Source organism: uncultured Marixanthomonas sp. (assembly GCF_963974425.1).
Classification (GTDB): Bacteria; Bacteroidota; Bacteroidia; order Flavobacteriales; family Flavobacteriaceae; genus Marixanthomonas.
This window is the reverse complement of record NZ_CAXBCK010000006.1, coordinates 29,784-48,123: the sequence shown is the minus strand read 5'-3', so window position 1 is coordinate 48,123 and position 18,340 is coordinate 29,784. Positions and strand designations below refer to the sequence as shown.

14 protein-coding genes are annotated in these 18,340 nt (G+C 39.0%); 2 read left to right on the top strand and 12 right to left on the bottom strand.

The window, feature by feature from the left end:
* The first annotated feature begins 158 nt into the window (after nucleotides 1-158).
* A complete protein-coding gene (locus tag AACZ92_RS02685) occupies nucleotides 159-1,376 on the top strand; it encodes a site-specific integrase (protein WP_339696838.1) in 1,218 nt (405 codons plus the stop codon).
* Between the two features lie 259 nt (nucleotides 1,377-1,635).
* On the opposite strand, the gene AACZ92_RS02680 is transcribed toward AACZ92_RS02685, so the two are convergent.
* The 11 genes from AACZ92_RS02680 to AACZ92_RS02630 form a co-directional block, all read right to left on the bottom strand.
* The gene (locus AACZ92_RS02680) at nucleotides 1,636-3,375 is read right to left on the bottom strand and encodes a T9SS type A sorting domain-containing protein (protein ID WP_339696836.1); all 1,740 of its coding nucleotides are present in this window, start codon (nucleotides 3,373-3,375) and stop codon (nucleotides 1,636-1,638) included.
* A gap of 350 nt (nucleotides 3,376-3,725) precedes the next feature.
* Nucleotides 3,726-5,216: a fibronectin type III domain-containing protein gene (locus tag AACZ92_RS02675; RefSeq protein WP_339696833.1), complete on the bottom strand. Its 1,491-nt coding sequence runs from the start codon at nucleotides 5,214-5,216 to the stop codon at nucleotides 3,726-3,728.
* A gap of 65 nt (nucleotides 5,217-5,281) precedes the next feature.
* On the bottom strand, nucleotides 5,282-5,848 hold the full coding sequence (locus AACZ92_RS02670; protein WP_339696831.1) for a hypothetical protein: 567 nt from the start codon (nucleotides 5,846-5,848) through the stop codon (nucleotides 5,282-5,284).
* Between the two features lie 53 nt (nucleotides 5,849-5,901).
* On the bottom strand, nucleotides 5,902-6,366 hold the full coding sequence (locus AACZ92_RS02665; protein WP_339696829.1) for an outer membrane beta-barrel protein: 465 nt from the start codon (nucleotides 6,364-6,366) through the stop codon (nucleotides 5,902-5,904).
* A gap of 82 nt (nucleotides 6,367-6,448) precedes the next feature.
* Entirely contained in the window at nucleotides 6,449-6,982 is a 534-nt protein-coding gene (locus tag AACZ92_RS02660) for a hypothetical protein (RefSeq protein ID WP_339696826.1), read from the bottom strand.
* A gap of 44 nt (nucleotides 6,983-7,026) precedes the next feature.
* Nucleotides 7,027-8,784 carry a T9SS type A sorting domain-containing protein gene (locus AACZ92_RS02655; protein WP_339696824.1) on the bottom strand — a complete coding sequence of 586 codons (1,758 nt, stop codon included), beginning with the start codon at nucleotides 8,782-8,784 and terminating at the stop codon, nucleotides 7,027-7,029.
* A 64-nt stretch (nucleotides 8,785-8,848) separates the two neighbouring features.
* Nucleotides 8,849-9,346: a hypothetical protein gene (locus tag AACZ92_RS02650; protein WP_339696821.1), complete on the bottom strand. Its 498-nt coding sequence runs from the start codon at nucleotides 9,344-9,346 to the stop codon at nucleotides 8,849-8,851.
* Between the two features lie 154 nt (nucleotides 9,347-9,500).
* The gene (locus tag AACZ92_RS02645; protein ID WP_339696819.1) at nucleotides 9,501-10,760 is read right to left on the bottom strand and encodes a T9SS type A sorting domain-containing protein; all 1,260 of its coding nucleotides are present in this window, start codon (nucleotides 10,758-10,760) and stop codon (nucleotides 9,501-9,503) included.
* Between the two features lie 620 nt (nucleotides 10,761-11,380).
* Entirely contained in the window at nucleotides 11,381-12,772 is a 1,392-nt protein-coding gene (locus AACZ92_RS02640) for a response regulator (RefSeq protein WP_339696816.1), read from the bottom strand.
* A 29-nt stretch (nucleotides 12,773-12,801) separates the two neighbouring features.
* Nucleotides 12,802-15,393 (bottom strand): two-component regulator propeller domain-containing protein, encoded by a 2,592-nt coding sequence (locus AACZ92_RS02635; protein ID WP_339696813.1) that lies wholly within the window; start codon nucleotides 15,391-15,393, stop codon nucleotides 12,802-12,804.
* Nucleotides 15,394-15,599: 206 nt separating this feature from the next.
* Nucleotides 15,600-15,731: a hypothetical protein gene (locus tag AACZ92_RS02630; RefSeq protein WP_339696811.1), complete on the bottom strand. Its 132-nt coding sequence runs from the start codon at nucleotides 15,729-15,731 to the stop codon at nucleotides 15,600-15,602.
* A gap of 822 nt (nucleotides 15,732-16,553) precedes the next feature.
* Between AACZ92_RS02630 and AACZ92_RS02625 the strand changes: the two genes are divergently transcribed.
* Nucleotides 16,554-16,775 (top strand): tyrosine-type recombinase/integrase, encoded by a 222-nt coding sequence (locus tag AACZ92_RS02625; RefSeq protein ID WP_339696809.1) that lies wholly within the window; start codon nucleotides 16,554-16,556, stop codon nucleotides 16,773-16,775.
* 299 nt (nucleotides 16,776-17,074) lie between these two features.
* Here AACZ92_RS02625 and AACZ92_RS02620 read toward each other — a convergent pair whose 3' ends face one another.
* Nucleotides 17,075-18,160 (bottom strand): T9SS type A sorting domain-containing protein, encoded by a 1,086-nt coding sequence (locus AACZ92_RS02620; RefSeq protein WP_339696806.1) that lies wholly within the window; start codon nucleotides 18,158-18,160, stop codon nucleotides 17,075-17,077.
* Between the last annotated feature and the right edge of the window lie 180 nt (nucleotides 18,161-18,340).

Genomic DNA, 18,340 nt, shown 5'->3' with positions numbered 1-18,340 from the left:
TGTTTTTTGGCATATCATAAGATTTGGTGTAAAACCACCCTATATGAGTCCGATTCGGTGACCTATTCGGTGACCTCCAAAAAAAGTTCGTATATTGTCTAAACGCTGATTTGACTTTCGTTTTCACGCATGTTGTCTAACTTGAAAACGAATAAATTATGAACAATCCGGTGACCTTTGGGATTACCTTTATCCTAAAAACGAGCAAAACAAAAAATGGAACTGCACCACTTTATGCACGAATCACTTTAAACGGTGATCGTATAGAATTAAGTCTACAACGTAGAATTACCCGTGATCTATGGGACGAACAAAAGAATCGCCTAATTGGTAGCAGTGCTGAAAGCATTCAAGTAAACAGGTCTATTGATAGGACTTATAATCAAATCTATGAGTCTTTCCGCCAGTTACAAGATGAAAATAAAATATTAAGTGCACAGGCTATTAAAGCAAGATACTTAGGTATTGACGATGTGTCGAAAAAAATTTCTGATATTCTCAATTATCATAAAGCAAATATGGGTACTGTCCTTAAGCCTGGAACACTTAAGAATTATGTTACAACAGAAAAATATCTCTATGAGTTTTTAAAGAGTAAACTAAAGACCGATGATATTTATCTAAAACAAATTAACTACAGTTTTATAGTGGACTTTGAGCACTTCTTACGCACCTTCAAATCCAAAACTCACCGTCCTACACCATCTAATAACGGAGTTATGAAACATTTGGAGCGGTTAAAGAAGCTCTTCAATTTGGCACAAAGGCTAGAATGGATTCAAAAAGATCCTTTTGCCAAATTTAAATTAAAATTCACAAAGGTAGAGCGTGAATTTTTAGATGAATTGGAGTTAGAAAGAATTATCAATTTGGAAACTAATAAAACTACTTTAGCCAAAACTCGTGATGTATTTGTTTTCTCCTGTTTCACAGGCTTATGCTATATTGATGTAAAGCATCTTACCAAAGACGATATAGTACGTGGAATAGATGGAAATCAATGGATACATACCGCAAGAGAAAAGACAGCTACCCCCGTAAAAATTCCTATTCTTCCCAAAGCAAAAGAAATCTTAATTAAATACAGAGAACAAGAGAAAATAACCGATTTATTGCTACCTGTTTACTCTAATCAAAAAATCAATCAATACTTAAAAGAGATTGCCAAAATATTAAACATTCGAAAGAAACTAACCTTTCATATAGCACGGCATACGTTCGCAACCACAGTAACACTTTCTAATGGGGTCCCTATAGAAACGGTATCAAAACTTTTAGGGCATACTAAGTTATCTACCACACAGATCTATGCGCGGGTAGTGGAGAGAAAGGTAAGTGATGATATGGATATTTTGAAAAAGCGGTTGTTGAATTGAAAAATAAATTTATAATGATAATATAATATTACTATTTATATTCTTGTGGAAAATACAGTTCAGAGGAAATAATATCATTTACATTGGCTATTTTAGAATTCCTATTTAATTTCAGATAATTGTTTTTTTCCATTTGAAGAAATTTATGTCTTGTTTTATTTTTAAAACCTATCAAATTTACCAATATACTTGTATTAATTTAAAAAAACCTGTGCCAACTTCATGCGTTGTCGGCACAGGACAAAAATTCAAACCAAAATTATTGTTTTATGATTTTCTGAGTTTTGATTTTTCCGTCAAATTCAATTTGCATCAGATACACGCCTTTTTTTAATGAGGCAGTATTGATCTGTATTTTCGCAAGACTTGGGTCTGTTTCCAGCACCTTTTTGCCCAATATTGAAAATATACGTACCGTATCAATAGGGTTAATCGCATCTATATACAAGTTTTCCTTTACAGGAACCGGATAAACGGACAGGTGGTCAAATTCAATATCCTGCGTACTCAATATTTCTCTTTTGGCATCAAAATAGAGATTTTCTCCATAAAGTCCATCGCTCGATGTTCCTGCAAAGGCAAAACAAGGTTTTTCATCATTGGTTTCTGCAGTAGCGGAGGCAAAGCCATCCCAAACATCTATATCTGAATCGCCCACTGCTTCAAACGCATCAAAATCGGTTCCATTGAAAGTAAGTGATCGGTTTGTGTCGTTTTCCATATCATCGATACGGTCTCGAACATATGAAGTGCGGATGGTTTCGACACCATTCCCCTTACGTACCCAAGCATCGGTATGGGCTATGTTCCAGTCGGCACCGCCTGAATCAAAATTACTAAATATAGAAAAAGTTCCCTCGTTTTCGCGCAGGTAACCTACCCCGTTAAAATTATCGCTTGATCCCGTGGCGCGGTCCGAAGCCCATATAATTACTTTGTCTTCTGTCAATCCTTTTCTAGCCGCTGCAATAGAGGGGTTCAAGGTTTCCTGGTTGCTGCCATCTTCTAATGTTTCGCGGGGTGTCCATGAAGCGGGATCGTTGTAGTCGTTGTTTACATTTACATACAGGTTGCCGCTGCTTCCGCCAGTATAGGTGGTATAGGTAGCACCATTTAAGCCGTAGGCAAAGTCTATTTGTGCACCAAAGACATTATCGACATTGGTTTCGTCCACCCAGTCGAACCCATAACTACCGGCGGTACTTCTTGCAGAATACACAAGTTCTCCACCTCCATCGTCTTTAAGGTACGTAGCAAAAACCCTTTGTTGGGATGTGTCGCTTGGGTAATTACGATCAATAGAGAAATCTTTCACATCGGTAGCTACGAGTGATACGTCAAAGGTTGCTGTAGCAAAATCCCATCGTAATGCTATAAATGCTTCATCATCAAATAGGGTATAGGCAATTAGGTAACCATCACCATTACCATCAATGGAAATCAATTGCATCCCACGAATAGGCACGGTAACAGGCTCATCTTTCCATAAGTTAAAAGAAGCACCATCATCGGTAGATTTATAAATATAGATATGGTCTTCGGACCCTCCAAAATCTATTTCATTTTCATAGACGCCTATATAAATATCCCCATCTAGGGTCACTACCATATCTACACCATCAATGAAACCCTCACGAATTAAATTATCGTCGCCCCAATCTCGAGTGGGTGTAATTTCTGGGCGTTTTTTTATTACGGATGGCACATAGGGTGTACCGTCGCCTATTCCTATAAAAGTCCCATTGTTGGCCACCGGTTTGTACAAGGCGGCGATTTCTGGATTGATTTTCTGCCACTCGGCTTTAATTGCCAACCTGTTGGCGTTAATCTCTGCAGCAGTCCCCGTAGTCTCCAGAGTTTTTGCTTGGTCGTACAATTGTTGAAGCTCCGCGGTACGTTCGGGCACCTGAAACGCTGTACCGTTTGTAGCGGTATCGGTCTGTGAAAAGCCTACCATTGTTATAAGCAAGCAGCTTAAATATGTAAATATTGTTTTCATAATAATTAATTTAATTTTTGAGATATAATTTTTTTACCCCCGTCACCCCACAATTATAAACACTTAATTATCAGGTGTTATAAGCTGTGCAACAAAGGTTAAAATAAAAAACCTGTGCCAAGTCCAATTGAAATTGGCATAGGGTAAGAATAAAAAACTAACTTAACAAAGGGGAGTTTTTTATTGATAATAATTTTCATTCAAATATTTTCAGAAATGCTATAATTTCGTTATTCAACTTTTCAAAAAAAATATTTTTATGCTTTCCTATATTAAGCACCTCTGGATTTTTGAGGAGTAGTTTTTACTCCACCACACAGAGGTACTTTTCTTAACAATTAGATTCAATACTATTCTGAACACATATAACCCCCACTTACATTTTCTAAAGTATTATTACCTTCTGTAAGGTTTGGATTGGCTGGTCCATAACGGTTATATAATGCACAAGCATCAACATCTTTAAAAGTTGTGTTCGTAACACTTAACACTGGATCTACCCACATCTCAATAGCACCACCGGCTCCTGCACCACCAGCATACTCAATTAAAACATTATCTATTTTATTTTGTACGGAAGAAGTCCGGCGAATAGAAATAGAATGCCAAGCTCCTGGTGCTTTGGTTACCCCAGTAAATACAATTGGATTTTCTGGTGTTCCTTCAGCAACTAGAGCACTGCCATCGTTAAAGGTCTTGTCTAATGTTATCCCTTTGCCGTCTTCAAACTCGACAACAACACCCGGTTCTATAGTGAACTTGGCACCATCTTCTATGGATAAACTTTCAGCAATCCTATAAGGGACGCTTAAATTTTTCCAAGTTTGAGAATTTCCAATTTTTCTGGATCCTGCATCGCCAATTAATCGAATGGCGTCAATAGTATTTCCAGTAAAATCTCCGCCAGAAATATGGCTTGCAACATTGGCTTCTGCGTATATAGGTGTATCACAGCCAGTTATTGTACAGTTATTAATTTCTACATTATAATCATACCAAGTGGCTTTTAAACCATTGGTCGCTCCATTTGTTATTGATACATTATTTAGTCTGAAATAAATACCTGGTCTAAAAATTAAACTTCCAGACTCATTATTTCCACCTAAAGTACCACCTCCGGCATAATCGATGGTTACATAATCAAACTGATTTTTAACACTTTCACTGCTAGAAATAATACCCTTCCATGCTCCTTTTGTTTTAGTTAAAGCAGTAAAGGTTATTGGGGCACTTTGAGAACCAATTGCACTTACAGATCCTGATTCTTTAACATTCATCCCTGCTGCATCAGCGAACTCAATGACCACTCCTGGTTCAATTGTTAGGTCAATTTCAACAGGAATTACACAATCAATAATATAATCTACGCCATCGATTCTGTTTTCTAATAAAAGTATAGCATCATTATTATTGCTTTGAAAAGAATTGCAATCCAGTACAATAGGAGCTATTTCTTCTTTCGTTGTAAATGAAGCTACATTGCTCAAGGTCTCTCCTTGATTACCATCTTTGGCCATGACCGCCCAATAATAGGTGTCGTCAGGATTTAAATTATCCTGTGGCATGTACGTAATGTCGCTTAAACCTGAAGCAACCGCTGTGGTAGGCGGATTTTCAGTGTCAAGATATACATCATAACTTACGGCATCGCCATCAGGATCTATTGCGGGTTCCCAGGTAAAAGTGGGTTTTAAATCTACATCGGTAGTACCATCGGGCACCGTTATCAAGTTAAAACTGCTCGGTGCTTGATTGCCCGGATTTGGACTGTCGTCGTCTTTACTACATGAGAATACACTTATTACCAAAAGGGCTAAAAGTGTTGATTTTAATGTTTTCATAAATTTGATTTTGAATTTTTAAAAGTTTTTAGGGGGAGTTAAACAATCTCGATTTTTTAAATATCTTATTGAATAAAATTTGGTTGAATATGAACGGTGGCCGTAATTTGAACCCCTTGTTCTTCCATGTCAAGATCGTTAAAACTGCCCTCTATTTCCAGATCGTAAGCTGCTATTCCTGCGACTCCGGTTATCACCTTCGTTTCTAAATTAGCTATTGTGGCCGTACCAGATTCCGCAACATAATCTTTATCACCTACTGATATTGTTACCAAGGAAAATTCTGAACTTTCGTTCCATCCTTCGGAAGGGTGTGACATGGGAAAGGGTTGACCATTATTTTTTAACGTTAACCCAGCGTCAATCACCACTACATTATCTTCATCGGCAAGGTTTAATGACAATCCTTTATTTCCAGCACTGTTATCAACATAGGTGCTGAATATTGCTTGGCCTTCATGTTCTCCCTCTGAATCCCAAAAATTGGAATATTCTGTACCGTTTAACGTTATGCTGTAGGAACTTTCACCATTATTATCAGGGTTATCTGGGATTGGGTCGCCATCATCTTTATTGCATGAGAATGCACTTACTACCAAAAGGACTAAAAGTGTTGATTTTAAAGTTTTCATAATATTTTTTGAATTTTTAAAAGTTTTTAGGGGAGTTAAACAGTCATAATTCTTTAAATATTGAATTTAACACCGGCTGCTAGCACGAGCTGTCCGCCGTCTATAATAACATACTTTAACTCTGCGAAAGGCATGATGCTACTTCCTAAGTCTAAGTTAGCGCCTGCACCGAGGTTAAGGCCAAACCTCCCGTCTGATTCATCACTGGAGAAGTTGCCAAATTCACCAAAATCAATATCTGCATCCACACTAACATTGGTGTAATTTAGCCCTCCCAGACCATAGAGTTGAAAGCTTTTATTCTGCAAGAAATAATAGTTTACATTTCCATTGACTTCCCACCAGTTTACCGTGATAAAGCTTTCTTCTTTGGGCAGGTAATAAATAAAGCTTGGCGAAATACTAAGATTGTCCAGCACGCCAAATTCTGCATTGGCACCAATCCCGAGGTTTTCAATTTCGGTACCGTAGGCAAGTTCAGCACCAATACGGGTATCAATCTGGGCCTGCGAGGCCATAAAGCCTGCAAAAAATAATACTGTGGCGAAAAATAATTTTTTTGTTTTCATTATAGATTTAATATTTAATTTTAAAATTAAGTTAGAGTTTCTCGGCAAAAAGTTTGGCCACTTTTAAAGACTTAGCTTTATTAGAAGCTGCATTGGCAGAGGTTTCTGCTTTTATATGAATTAAATTCCCATCTTTTAAAAAGGTAATCTGACCCATTTTCTGGCTCCAAGTTGCCATTTCACCTACGTTATTTATCGTTTCGCCATCCTTATAGACAGCGATAGATTGCTGGTATAGTTTCTTATTTACGTTTATGGCCCAAACAATGCTCATTTCAGCAGGGTGATCGGCCATGCGGCCATTAAAAACTTCGTATGGAAACGTTATGGATTCCCATTTGTAATAACAGACAGGGTATTGGGTGCTTTCTTTTACCTTACTCGTCTCAGCATTTGCAGGAATGGCTAATGCAATTTTTATTTCAATATCGCTCAATACTTCGCACGGTGACTGTTCTATGCTTGTATGCGAGTTAGCGTCAATCTCTTCAGCAGAAGATTTTTCTGAGTTTTTACATGCGAACGTGTAGGTTAAAATAGCTAATAAGACTAACGTCTTTTTCATGGTTTTAGATTTATAAAGGTTTGTCATGGCTTCAGTTTGTTTTGTTACTTTTTGACAATCTGTTTGACCACGGTTTGATGTGTGGTCGTGGTGATTTCTACAAAATAACTTCCTGTGGCAAGTGATGTAACATTGAGGGCTGTATTTTTTTGCCCAGGGGAAACCTGTATCACTTTTTGCCCCAATTGCGAATAGATTGAAATGTTTTCAATCGTGTTTTCTGTTTTAAGGTTTACAATATCCTTTGCTGGGTTTGGGTACATGGTTATGTGGTCTATTTTGTTTTTCCCTACACCTAAGGTAGATCTACTATCAAAATAAAGACCATAGCCCCGGGTGCCATCGCTACTGGTGCTGGCGTAAGCCATACAGGGTTCTCCGTCTGCTGTTTCGGCAACTACAGTGGGAAGGCCTTCAAAAACATCGATATTAGGGTCTGAAACTATTTCAGAACTTTCAAAAGTACCATCGCCTTCATAGGTACGGGATACCGCTATATTGTTTGCGGTATTATCTGTATTGAGATAGGCTGTTTGTATTACATCTACAGTGTTTTGCCGGCGCACCCAACCATCTATATGTAAAAAATCACCATCATTAGAGGGGGTTATGGTGCTTATGGACGAATAAGAACCGCCATTTTCTCTTAAAAGGGTTTCGTTACTTACCTTACCGATTGATTGTGAAAAAAGGGACACCCCAATAATAACGTGGTCATTGGCAGGGATTTTTCTCGCTGCCCTAATGGTAGGTTCTGAAAGTTCTTGGTTTGAAGATGGATTAATTATCACTTCATCTCCAGCCCATGAGCCCGGATCGTTATAATTAGGGTTAAAATTTGCATACAATTTGCCAGAGTTACCCCCTATAAACGTGGTGTAGCAACCGCCGTCCCTACCATAAGCAAAGTCAACCTGTTTTGCACATACAGGTATTTCTGTTTCATCTAGCCAGTCAAACCCATAACTGCCTGCCGTACTCCTTGCGGAAAATAGCCGCCCCCCTTCAGAACAGGCCGTATCTTCTTTTAAATAGATAGCAAAAATACGCTGGTTGCTGGTATTGATGGGGTAGTTGCGGTCCATGCTAAAATCGGTTAAATTACCTACTATGGCAGGGCCAGCTTCAATATTGCCGTTGCTTATTTTCAATCTAATGGGAGAAAGTATGCCATTATCGCCCAATGTATAAAGAAGCAAATACTCCTCACCGTTTCCGTCCATCAAAATTGTTTGTAGTTTTAAGAGGTTGATGTTACCAAAGCTGATGGATTTCCATAAAGAAAAGCTAATACCGCCGTTGAGCGATCGATATGTGTTAACGTCAACACCTCCACCAACTAAGTTTTTATAGCTGGTAATATAAATATCGCCATCGCCGGTTACGTCCATATCCAATCCGTCAACAAAATCATCGTGAATAAGGATATCGGTGCCCCAATCTTCTGGGGATCGGGCAATGGGCTGGGCATCTTCTGTGCTAATTTCATTTTCTAGAATTGTTAGCCCGTTCAAATTGCCGGTTTCCACTGGTTTATAGAGTGCGGCTATCGCAGGATTTACCTCTTGCCAAGCATTTTTAATGGCAAGACGGTTGGCGTTGATCTCTGCCGCCGTACCATTGTTTTCAAGTTGTTTTGCCTGTTGGTACAGCGCTTTTAGTTCTGTTGTTCTTTCTGGAACATCCATTTGCGTTCCACTGGAAGCTGTTTGTGCCATCCCCGTAAAAACAAAGAGGGAACACAGTAAAAGGGTAATTGCATTTTTCATAATTACTTGTTCTTTAGTTAATCTTAGTTTCATTGTTGTTTGTTTTTAATGCCAAAGCTTGGGGAGGGGGTGTTTTAATTATGGTTTTTTTTACTGTTCAATAATTGATATTTGTTTTCTGTTTCCGGTATTCAATGTTCCTTGTAAGGAATTCAAGTAAATGTCCCTTCACATTTCCCCGACGGGGCATCGGTGGGCCTGGAACGTTCCCAGGGCGGGTTGTTTTGCCCCTATAGGCTATGGCGTTGTGAAAATTGTCGTGATCTAACAATATCTTGGTATCGTTCAATTTTTCTGCAATACGGTTGAGTTCGTGAAAGGGGCTTTCCAGTTGCTTGCGTGCCACATAATCGGCATCAAACTCGGTTTTCTCCACCGTGCCGGGGAGGGTCTCCGGGGCTTGCTCCATATAATCTTTGCACTTGTTGACCAATATTTTATTTCGGTCGGCCACAGAGCCGTATTGTTGGCACTCTTCAGGAGTAAGGTTCACTACCTTTCCTTCCAGCACTTGTTTGATCTGGGCAATGTTTTGGTTTATTTGTTCCAGTTCTGCTTCGGTAAAGCTGATGCTTATTAAATTGTCTAATGCCATGATATTGGTTTTATAAATTCGTATTGCGTATTAAGTATTGGAAATTGAGAAAAGCAGCAACGATAGTAATTTTGAGTCTGCTTGCCTGATAGTTTGGTAAGGCAGGCTCATTTACCATTTGCTATCTTTCCCCAAAAATGGCCAATCCTCATCCTTATTCTTTTACCACTTTACGGCTATCCCCGTTTTTATTGTTCAGAAAATACACCCCGGAAGCTAAGCCGCTCATATCTAATTGGATATCTTGACCACCGCCTTCTATTTCTTTCAGTAACCGTCCCTGTAGGCTGTACAATTGTAATTTAGTGGGCTCTTGCATTTGGATATGCAATACGTCCTCTACCGGATTGGGGTACAGGCTAAACAGGTTTTTCGGATTTTCTAGGTTCTCGGTGCCCAATTGCCCATCATCCACAAATACGGAATTCATGGCATTATTTTCTGGACAAGCGAAGCTAGTAACAACTATAGTCCCATTTTTCCATAACGTAGCGAACGTACATTCATCATTACCATTAGTTGCAGTTGAAGTGCCCGCTACATAAACATCATTGCCAGTAACATACACCGATTTAGCCTCTGCGCCGTCAAAAGCACTATTTATGCTTAATGGTTCCGGCACTCCATTTTTCCATAGTTTGGGGTCATCTCCATCATAGCCAGCCACGTACACATCACCATTATTAACAAATACGGAATTGGCTTTAGCTGTTGAAGACCCATCGGTCAGGTTTTGTGCATTGCCATTTTTCCATAGTTTGGCGATATCATGTGTTCCGTTGTCTTCATAGCCGGCCACATAGACATCACTACCAGAAACAAATACGGATCTGGCCACAGCGTCGGTTGAACCATCGCTAAGGGCTTGTGGCGTTCCGTTTTTCCATAGCATGGCAACATTTGTTTCGTAGCCTTCATGTCCCGCCACATATACATCGCTGCCGGATACAAATACCGAATAAGCTATACCTTCAGTTGAACCATCGGTCAAGTTTTGAGCTATTCCGTTTTTCCATACGATAGCAACATAATATTCACCAATAAACTCGTGTCCTGCCACATATACATCACCATCGGAAACAAAGACTGAACTGGCTCCAGCAAAGTCACTACCATCGGTAAGGATTTGTTCATTCCCGTTTTTCCATAATTTAGCAACATACCTTGAACCGTTTTCTTCATATCCTGCCACGTATTCATCGCCCTCATAGACAAATATATCAAGGGCTCCAGCACGATAGTTTCCATCGGTAAGCTGATGCTCGGCACCATCTCCGTCCCAGATTTGAGCAACGTCCTCAGATGAGCCAGCATTGTCATAACCGGCTATATACACATCTTGAGCATTGATGCCTATACCGAAGCATAAAGCCCAAAGCAAGATTACTTGTTTTAAAATTGTAGTTGTTTTCATTGTATTTAGGTTTTCAGTTATTTAATTTTCTATTCGTTCTTCTATTTTTTAAATCTTCTTAAACCATTCTTCCATGGTTGGTTAGTACAATAGGAAAAATCAATTATTTTATTTGAAAAGATACCTGCACCACCACCTTGTTTTTATGTACTATGTTCAATGTGTGATTCCCTTGTTCTATATAATCCACATTGATATAAATGTCCTGCTCCTGAAGGTGACCTAAGGAGGTTTCTGATTCGCTTTTGCACTTGTATTTTTTCAAAATCCAGGATTCCCTTTGCGTTTTTGTTGCTCCAAAAGTAGTAGTGTGCCGAGGCAGAAGGCTTTCACTATTGTAACAGATACTTGCACTTTTTTTTAAACGCCTACACTATTGTAACAAACACGTGTAGTATTGTAACAGAATAACTATTAATACATTAACAATCAAGACGGTATGAGTATTTAACTTTTGTCCCTAAGTCAATGGCTCAAAAAGGATAAAAATGGAAATGCAGAACACTAAGATGGAAGAAAAATGCTCTGTGGTGATTGGTGCTTAGAGCGCCGAAGGTAAGACTTGAAGTACCAAAACCCACAACCCATACCTCTTTATTAATGACAAACCATAAAGTTATTTACCGCCCAGAAAATTCTTTCGGGCTCTGCCCGTAGGCTTTTTTAAAGGAGCGTGAAAAGTAGGACGGCGAACTAAATCCCACAGCATAACCTACCTGCGCTATATTGGTATCAGACTTTTTCAACAGCTTGGCGGCAAGTTTTAATCGTTGGTTACGGATAAAGACCGAAGTAGATTGCCCTGTAAGTGATTTGAGTTTGCGGTGCAACTGCATACGGCTCATTCCCAATTCCTTGCTAAATGCATCAGGGCCAAAATTGGGAGAGGTAAGTTCCTCTTCTAATACGTCCTGTATCTTTTTGAGAAAATCCTCGTCTGTTGAAGAAAAGGCCAGGTCTTTTGGCATCAGCACTATTTCTTGGCGATAACGTTCGCGCAAACGTTGCCGCGTGGCAATAATGTTTTGCACCTTCTGCTTTAGGTTTTTGGTCTTAAATGGTTTGGCAATGTAGTCGTCGGCTCCGGTTTGCAGTCCGGTATTTTGATTTTCCTCACCACTTTTGGCCGTGAGCAACACTACGGGAATATGGCTAGTGCGGGGGTCGGTCTTGAGGTCATCACAAAGTTCCAATCCAGTCTTTTTGGGCATCATCACGTCTGAAATAACCATATCGGGCACCCATTTCAAGGCCTTTTCCCAGCCTTCTTCCCCATCTTGAGCTTCAATCACGGCAAAAGCGTCTGAAAAAATATCGCACAAATAAGCCCGCAGGTCAGCATTGTCTTCTACCACGAGTAAGATACGGCTGTCTTCGTTCAGTTTTTGGGACGGTTTTTTAGCAGCCGTTCTTTCTTCTACCGATATCTCCTTAATGCTCTTCACTTCTAATTTCGGAAGTGTTTCCGTGCTTTTTTCAATACGTTCTTCAGGGGCGTAAGCCTTTTCTTCAATAGGAAAAGCAAGGGTAAAACGCACCTTGTCCGTTCCTGTGTTGGTCACAGAAATAGTGCCGTGAGAAAGTGCGATTAACTCCTTCACTAAGGCCAAACCTATGCCCGTGCCCTCGACATTCTCGTCCTCTTGGTGAAAACGGTTAAAAAGCTGTTTCATTTTTTCTTCTGAAAAATGCAGGGCCGTATTTTCTACTGAGAGTGTAAAAGTTCCGTTTCTCCGTTCCGAAGAAAAAATGATACTTCCACCCTTGACGGTATATTTAAAAGCATTGCCCAAAAGGTTGATGATGGATTTTTCTACAATGTCACGGTCAAACCAAACCACATCGGTTTCTTCCAGTTCCACGGAGTAATCAATCTGTTTTTGTTCTGCTTGATACCGGAACGCACCGGCCAACTGGCACATCAAACGGTACAAATCACCTTTTTCGACTTGTAGTTTTCTGTGTCCTGACTCCAGTTTCGATAAATCGAGCAACTGGTCGACCAAGCCCAAAAGGCGGTCTACATTTTGGTTTATGGTAGTTAAGTCTTTTTCTGTTCGACTGGGAGGTTAGGTTGGCTCAAGTATTTTTCCACCGGGGCAGTTATCAAAGTAAGCGGCGTGCGGAACTCGTGTGAAATATTAGCGAAAAAATGTGACTTAAAGGAGTCCATTTCCCTCAGTTTTTGGTTGGCTCTCCGGCGGGTTATGCTCCGTAAACGCATTTTAAAAATACTGTAAACGGCCAAAGCAACTGCCAAAATCCAAAGCAGGGTAAACCACCACGTTTGATACCAAGGCGGAGCAATGCTAAAAGTTGCTATGGTAGGACGTCCCCATTTTCCGTTAAGGCCTAAGGCACGTACTTCAAAAATATAATTATCGGGCTTTAAGTTGGCAAAGTTTACTATGTTTTGACCAGACGGAGTACTCCAGCCCAAAGCGTTTTTTTTGGCATTTCGACTTACCAACCGGTAACTGTACTCCACAGCTTCTTCATTTGTAAACGAAAGGGCCGAAAACATAAAATTTAAGTTGTTTTGGTGATCTTTTAAACGCTGCTTTTCTTCACCAAAACCGTAAAGCAAACTGTCGTTTACTGCAGCTTGGGTAAGGATTACTCGTGGCGGGGGCAAGGTATCTGTTTGGTTGTCTTTAAAAAAGAGCAGACCGTTTGAGGTGCCGGCGTAATATTCATTATTTCCGGTTTGAAATACCGGGGTGCTTACCCAATTGCTAAGTGTGTTTGCTTTTCCAAAATCAAAAGACCGATAGGTAGTTTGTCCTTTTTCTCCTGTTTCACTTTGTTGGGGAGTGTATTTATAAATTCCGGTGGAGGAGGTGTTCCAAATCACGGCGTTACTATCCTCATTGAGTTGGCTTGTTTCTCCATAAGCAGCCGATAGCCTGGGATAGACAAAAGCTTCATTATACTTGTTCGATTTCTCGATATGCAACAAATCGCCTGATTCGGTTCCTACCCAAAGTGTTTTATTTTGGTCAAAAAAAAGCTCTTCTATAACATAGCCTTTTATAAGGTGACTTAAGTTATCGACCTTCTCCACTTTAATGGTGCCATCATCTTTATAAGAAAGCGTAAGACGGAACAACTGATTGTGAAGGTTTCCCACCCACAGACGGCCTTGTGAATCAAGTTTAACGTGGCTTATTTGCCCTTGTAAAGAAGGTACTTTAAGGGGATATTGCATTCCGTTATGAGGAGGTATCACTTGCAGCTCGGTGGATCCGGTAAAGAAGTAGCCTTTATCGTCTGCCGCTATGGCTGTTTTGTACACCCAATCTTTTTTGACATCAAAAACTTTATGTCCCACAAGGCCTGTTATGGTATCAAATTCAAAAAGCTGTTGCTGCATAGTCCTTCCTTCTCCTTTGGAGAGATAGACCTTTCCGTCACCCGGCTTTATCAAGTTATAAGCCCCTTGACCCTCTATACAGGTTTTGAGTTCCCCAGAGCTCAACTCCAGTTGTTGCACCGCTCCTTTGTCCCCCTTCGTAGTGGAAACGTAGAGCACGTCGTTGCCCCCTGGTAACAGGTCTATAATAAAGTCGCTATACAAGCCATCTTTTTTTGTTAAATAGAAATGGTTCCCGCCCAAAGATATTTTTGCGGCCCCATCAGAGGTAGCGGCCCATATATTCCCTTCTCGGTCTTCACACAAATCAATAACTACGCTAGAAGGTAATCCTTCTTTACGTCCATAAACAAAAAAGTTATTTTTTGGTCCTACTTTTACCAAGCCTTTTTTTGTAGCAAACCAATAATTGCCGTTGCGGTCTTGCAGCATATCGATAATATAAACATCAGTAAGTTCCGAACGATCAAACTCGGCTGGTAGAGGTAAATACATGTCCTCTGGAGAAGTTTCCAAGGTTACATTGGGGTTAAACAGGTGTAACCCCTCACGACCACAGACCCAAATACGGTCTTGTCGATCTTTGTATAAACGTTGTACGAGTTTAGACTGGTTTTTGTCGTCATAGGCCAAGGTGTCGCCCCTATTGTTCAGTAACAGCAAACTAGGGTAGATGGATTGTTTTGCTTTGTTTTCGCTAATATAAAATTGCCCACCCACTAAGTGGAGCGAATCGGACAACTTAAGGTATGCATTGGGGAAATAAACCTCCTCTTCTGGTATTTTTCCTGTTTGGCTCCAACGGACAAGAGTATCTTTTTTAAGCTCAAACAAGCCGAGGTCTCCTGCGGAAGTAGCATAAACACTACCATCTTCTTGCGGGTAAAATTCATAAATATGAGGGGCAAGCTGAATGACACCTTTTCTTACCCTACCGTCTTTTTTAATAGCGTCAATTGCAGGCACTGCAATTACATAGAGTTCTCCATTAGGCATTTCGTGACTATCAAATATCCGTTTTCCCGTAAGGTCTTTGCCGCCAATATAATTTTTAAACTCATGCCCGTCATACCGGCTCAAACTAGCATCACCGCTAAACCAAATATACCCTTGTGAATCTTGGTCAATATGGCCTATGTATGCTCCAGACAAACCGTCGTTTGGCGTATAAACACGAGATACCCTTTCTTGAGCAAATAACGGCATGCAACACCCGTATATTACTACTAAAAATAAAATATAATGCGCCGTTTTTCTCAAAAAATTAAGGTTTAATCTAGGAATTATTAATGTAGACACTTAAAGAATATTCTTGCCCTATTTTTCGATAGAAGCATCAGATTCTAATAAGACAGTTGTCAAAGTTAACAAAAAAATGTACTTTTTAGAGAAATGCTGAAAGCCTTTGAATTATAGTAATCAAGTTACTTCTGGAAAGTGTGGAGGTTACAACCGTTCTTATTCCTCTATTTGTATTTACCTGGATTGTTTTTTACCTGTTGGTTTCCAAAATTATAGGTTATGCCCAAAATCACGGCTTGGGTGTCTTGATAGTCTATAAAATAAGTGTTTTGATCGGCCCTTTTGGGCGTTTCCATTTTAATACTTGCTGAGTTAAAAAGGCCCAACTTTACGAATTAAAAGCAAAAGCTTGGAGAGACTACCATGGAAGCTATTCTAAGGAAGAAGAAAAATTGTATTGGGTTGCCTTTGTAAAGTTCGACAAAAATATCGGACGGGCTCTTGGAAGCGGCAATAGCTCGTGAATTTACAGTCGCCGAAAGCAATCGTTTGCTCTCTTTCATGAAAACAGTTCTCAAACCCGGAACACATAAGAGTTATGTACTATTGAAAAGTATCTCTATGAGTTTTTTAAATAGCAGCTTAAAGTCTGATGATATCTATCTAAAGCAAATCAACTATCGTTTTATAGTTTGTTTTGAACATTTTTTACAAACTTCACCGGCCTACTCCATCTAATAAGGGTTTATGAAACATTTAGAGCGATTAAAAAAAACTATTCAATCTAGCTCAGAGATTAGAATGGATTCAAAAAGATCCTTTTGCTAAATTCAGACTGAAATTCACCAGAGTTGAGCGGGAATTTTTAGGCAAGTGTGAGTTGGATCAGATTATTAATTTAGATTCCAAGAAGTTCACTTTATCCAAGACGCGTGATATATTTATTTTCTCTTGTTTTACCGGTCTTTCCTACATTGATGTAAAACACTTTACAACAGATCATATTGTTTGGGGCATAGATGAAATCAATGGATATACACTGCAAGAGAAAAAAGAGCAACACCTGTGAAAAAGCCTATTCTCCCAAAAATACAAGAGATTTTGTTTAAATATAAATCACAAGAAAAAATAACTGGTTTGTTGTTGCCTGCTTATTCCAACCAAAAGTCAATGAATACTTGAAGGAGATTGCCAGAATATTAAACATCCGAAAGAAACTTACCTTCCATATAGCCCGACATACTTTTGCAACCACGGTAACCCTTTCTAACGGGGTGCCAATAGAAACGGTTTCAAAACTTTTGGGACATAGAAAGCTATCTACTACTCAAATTTATGCGTGTGTAGTAGAACGAAAGGTAAGTGATAATATGGAGATTTTAAAAAAAACGATTATTTAATATAGAAGTAAAATAAGAATAGTATTATAACATTAATTTGTATTTAAAATATATTCAAATGAAATAATCCCATTTACAAGAGAAGAAGAGTTAATATTAGCTATTTTAGTATGTTATTTTGACAATTATTATTCATTAAATTCATTTAAATCTGAGTTTTTAGGTAATTATACTTTTATTTTTAGACCTAATTAATATATCTCTATAATTAAAGCATTTCACTAAGTAAAATGTTTTCTTATTTAAAAAACCTGCGCCAACCCCATACGTTGTTGACACAGGCCAAAAATTACACCAAATTATTGTTTGATTAGCTTTATAGATTTAACTGCTTTTCCGGCTTGAACCTTTGCAATATAGTTGCCTGCTGAAAGTTCAGATATATTTATAGTAAAGCTGTTACTGTTGTCTCCAATTATTTGTTTTACTTCTTGTCCTAATAAATTGTAAATAATAATATTTGAAATTATTTCTTTTGAACTGAAAGTAACTTCTTCTGTTGTTGGGTTCGGGTATGAGGTTATTTCAGCGATGGTTTCGTTATCACTAACTCCTAATACTTCATCGGCAACATATATATTAAACATGGTATCTTCTGGCATTGCGGAGATGTCTTCGGTATATATGTTCCATTTACTACCATCGTACCAGGCCCCTATAGTATGATCTAATAATACATTACTAAGATCTCCAGCAACTCCCCAATTGTGGGTAATAACGGGATAGGCTTCCGGCTTTCCGTTTAGGCTTGGATGGTCTATTACGGTATAGTTGGAAGATATATTCCCAGCTGTAGCTGTATGTTTAAAAGCCGTGGCCTCTCCAGTGCCTTCACCAATTAATACATCGAAAGCAGCTTGAGCAGGAATATTTTCATCGGTATCTTCATTAAATACATACCAATACTCGTCGCCAGTATCGTAATACACCCCGTAATTATTATCGTTGCGTACTTGAAAAGTATTGTAATAGTTGGCATATAGAATTATGGCATCTGGGTTACCATTAATGCTCGGGTTATTCACTCTAACTCTATAGTCAGTTCCAGATGCCACTACGCCATCCCCATCACCACCATCAATGATATAAATATTGTAAGACGAGCCTTCTACCATAGGGTCATTGTTTTCATTGTACACCATCCATCTAGATGTACCATTGTTATAAAAGGTACCCGTTACATGGTCGTTGTACTGTACTCCACCATAGTTAAGGTTATGCGTAACCATAATGATAGCACTGGGATTACCGTTGAGGTCGGGATGGTCCAATTCGGTGGCATCAAGACTAATATTGCCTGTTGTTGCCGTGTGCACAAAAACTTTGTCCTGTGCCATTGCTACTGTAAAGAGTAGCATACTTAAAAATGTAAATATTGTTTTCATAATAATTAATTTAATTTTGATTTATAATTTCTTATACCCCCTCCATCACATTTTAATAATGAACACTTGGTTATCAAGTATAATTAACTATGCAACAAAAGTTAAGATAAAAACCTGTGCCAAGTCCAATTGAAATTGGCACAGGGTAAAAATTTAGTGAGAATTTTTATAGGTAATGAT

Excerpts from the sequence above, each read along its gene's own strand:
- AACZ92_RS02685 (WP_339696838.1), top strand. The coding sequence starts at position 159 with ATGAACAATCCGGTGACCTTTGGGATTACCTTTATCCTAAAAACGAGC.
- AACZ92_RS02680 (WP_339696836.1), bottom strand. The coding sequence starts at position 3,375 with ATGAAAACAATATTTACATATTTAAGCTGCTTGCTTATAACAATGGTA.
- AACZ92_RS02675 (WP_339696833.1), bottom strand. The coding sequence starts at position 5,216 with ATGAAAACATTAAAATCAACACTTTTAGCCCTTTTGGTAATAAGTGTA.
- AACZ92_RS02670 (WP_339696831.1), bottom strand. The coding sequence starts at position 5,848 with ATGAAAACTTTAAAATCAACACTTTTAGTCCTTTTGGTAGTAAGTGCA.
- AACZ92_RS02665 (WP_339696829.1), bottom strand. The coding sequence starts at position 6,366 with ATGGCCTCGCAGGCCCAGATTGATACCCGTATTGGTGCTGAACTTGCC.
- AACZ92_RS02660 (WP_339696826.1), bottom strand. The coding sequence starts at position 6,982 with ATGAAAAAGACGTTAGTCTTATTAGCTATTTTAACCTACACGTTCGCA.
- AACZ92_RS02655 (WP_339696824.1), bottom strand. The coding sequence starts at position 8,784 with ATGAAACTAAGATTAACTAAAGAACAAGTAATTATGAAAAATGCAATT.
- AACZ92_RS02650 (WP_339696821.1), bottom strand. The coding sequence starts at position 9,346 with ATGGCATTAGACAATTTAATAAGCATCAGCTTTACCGAAGCAGAACTG.
- AACZ92_RS02645 (WP_339696819.1), bottom strand. The coding sequence starts at position 10,760 with ATGAAAACAACTACAATTTTAAAACAAGTAATCTTGCTTTGGGCTTTA.
- AACZ92_RS02630 (WP_339696811.1), bottom strand. The coding sequence starts at position 15,731 with ATGGAAACGCCCAAAAGGGCCGATCAAAACACTTATTTTATAGACTAT.
- AACZ92_RS02620 (WP_339696806.1), bottom strand. The coding sequence starts at position 18,160 with ATGAAAACAATATTTACATTTTTAAGTATGCTACTCTTTACAGTAGCA.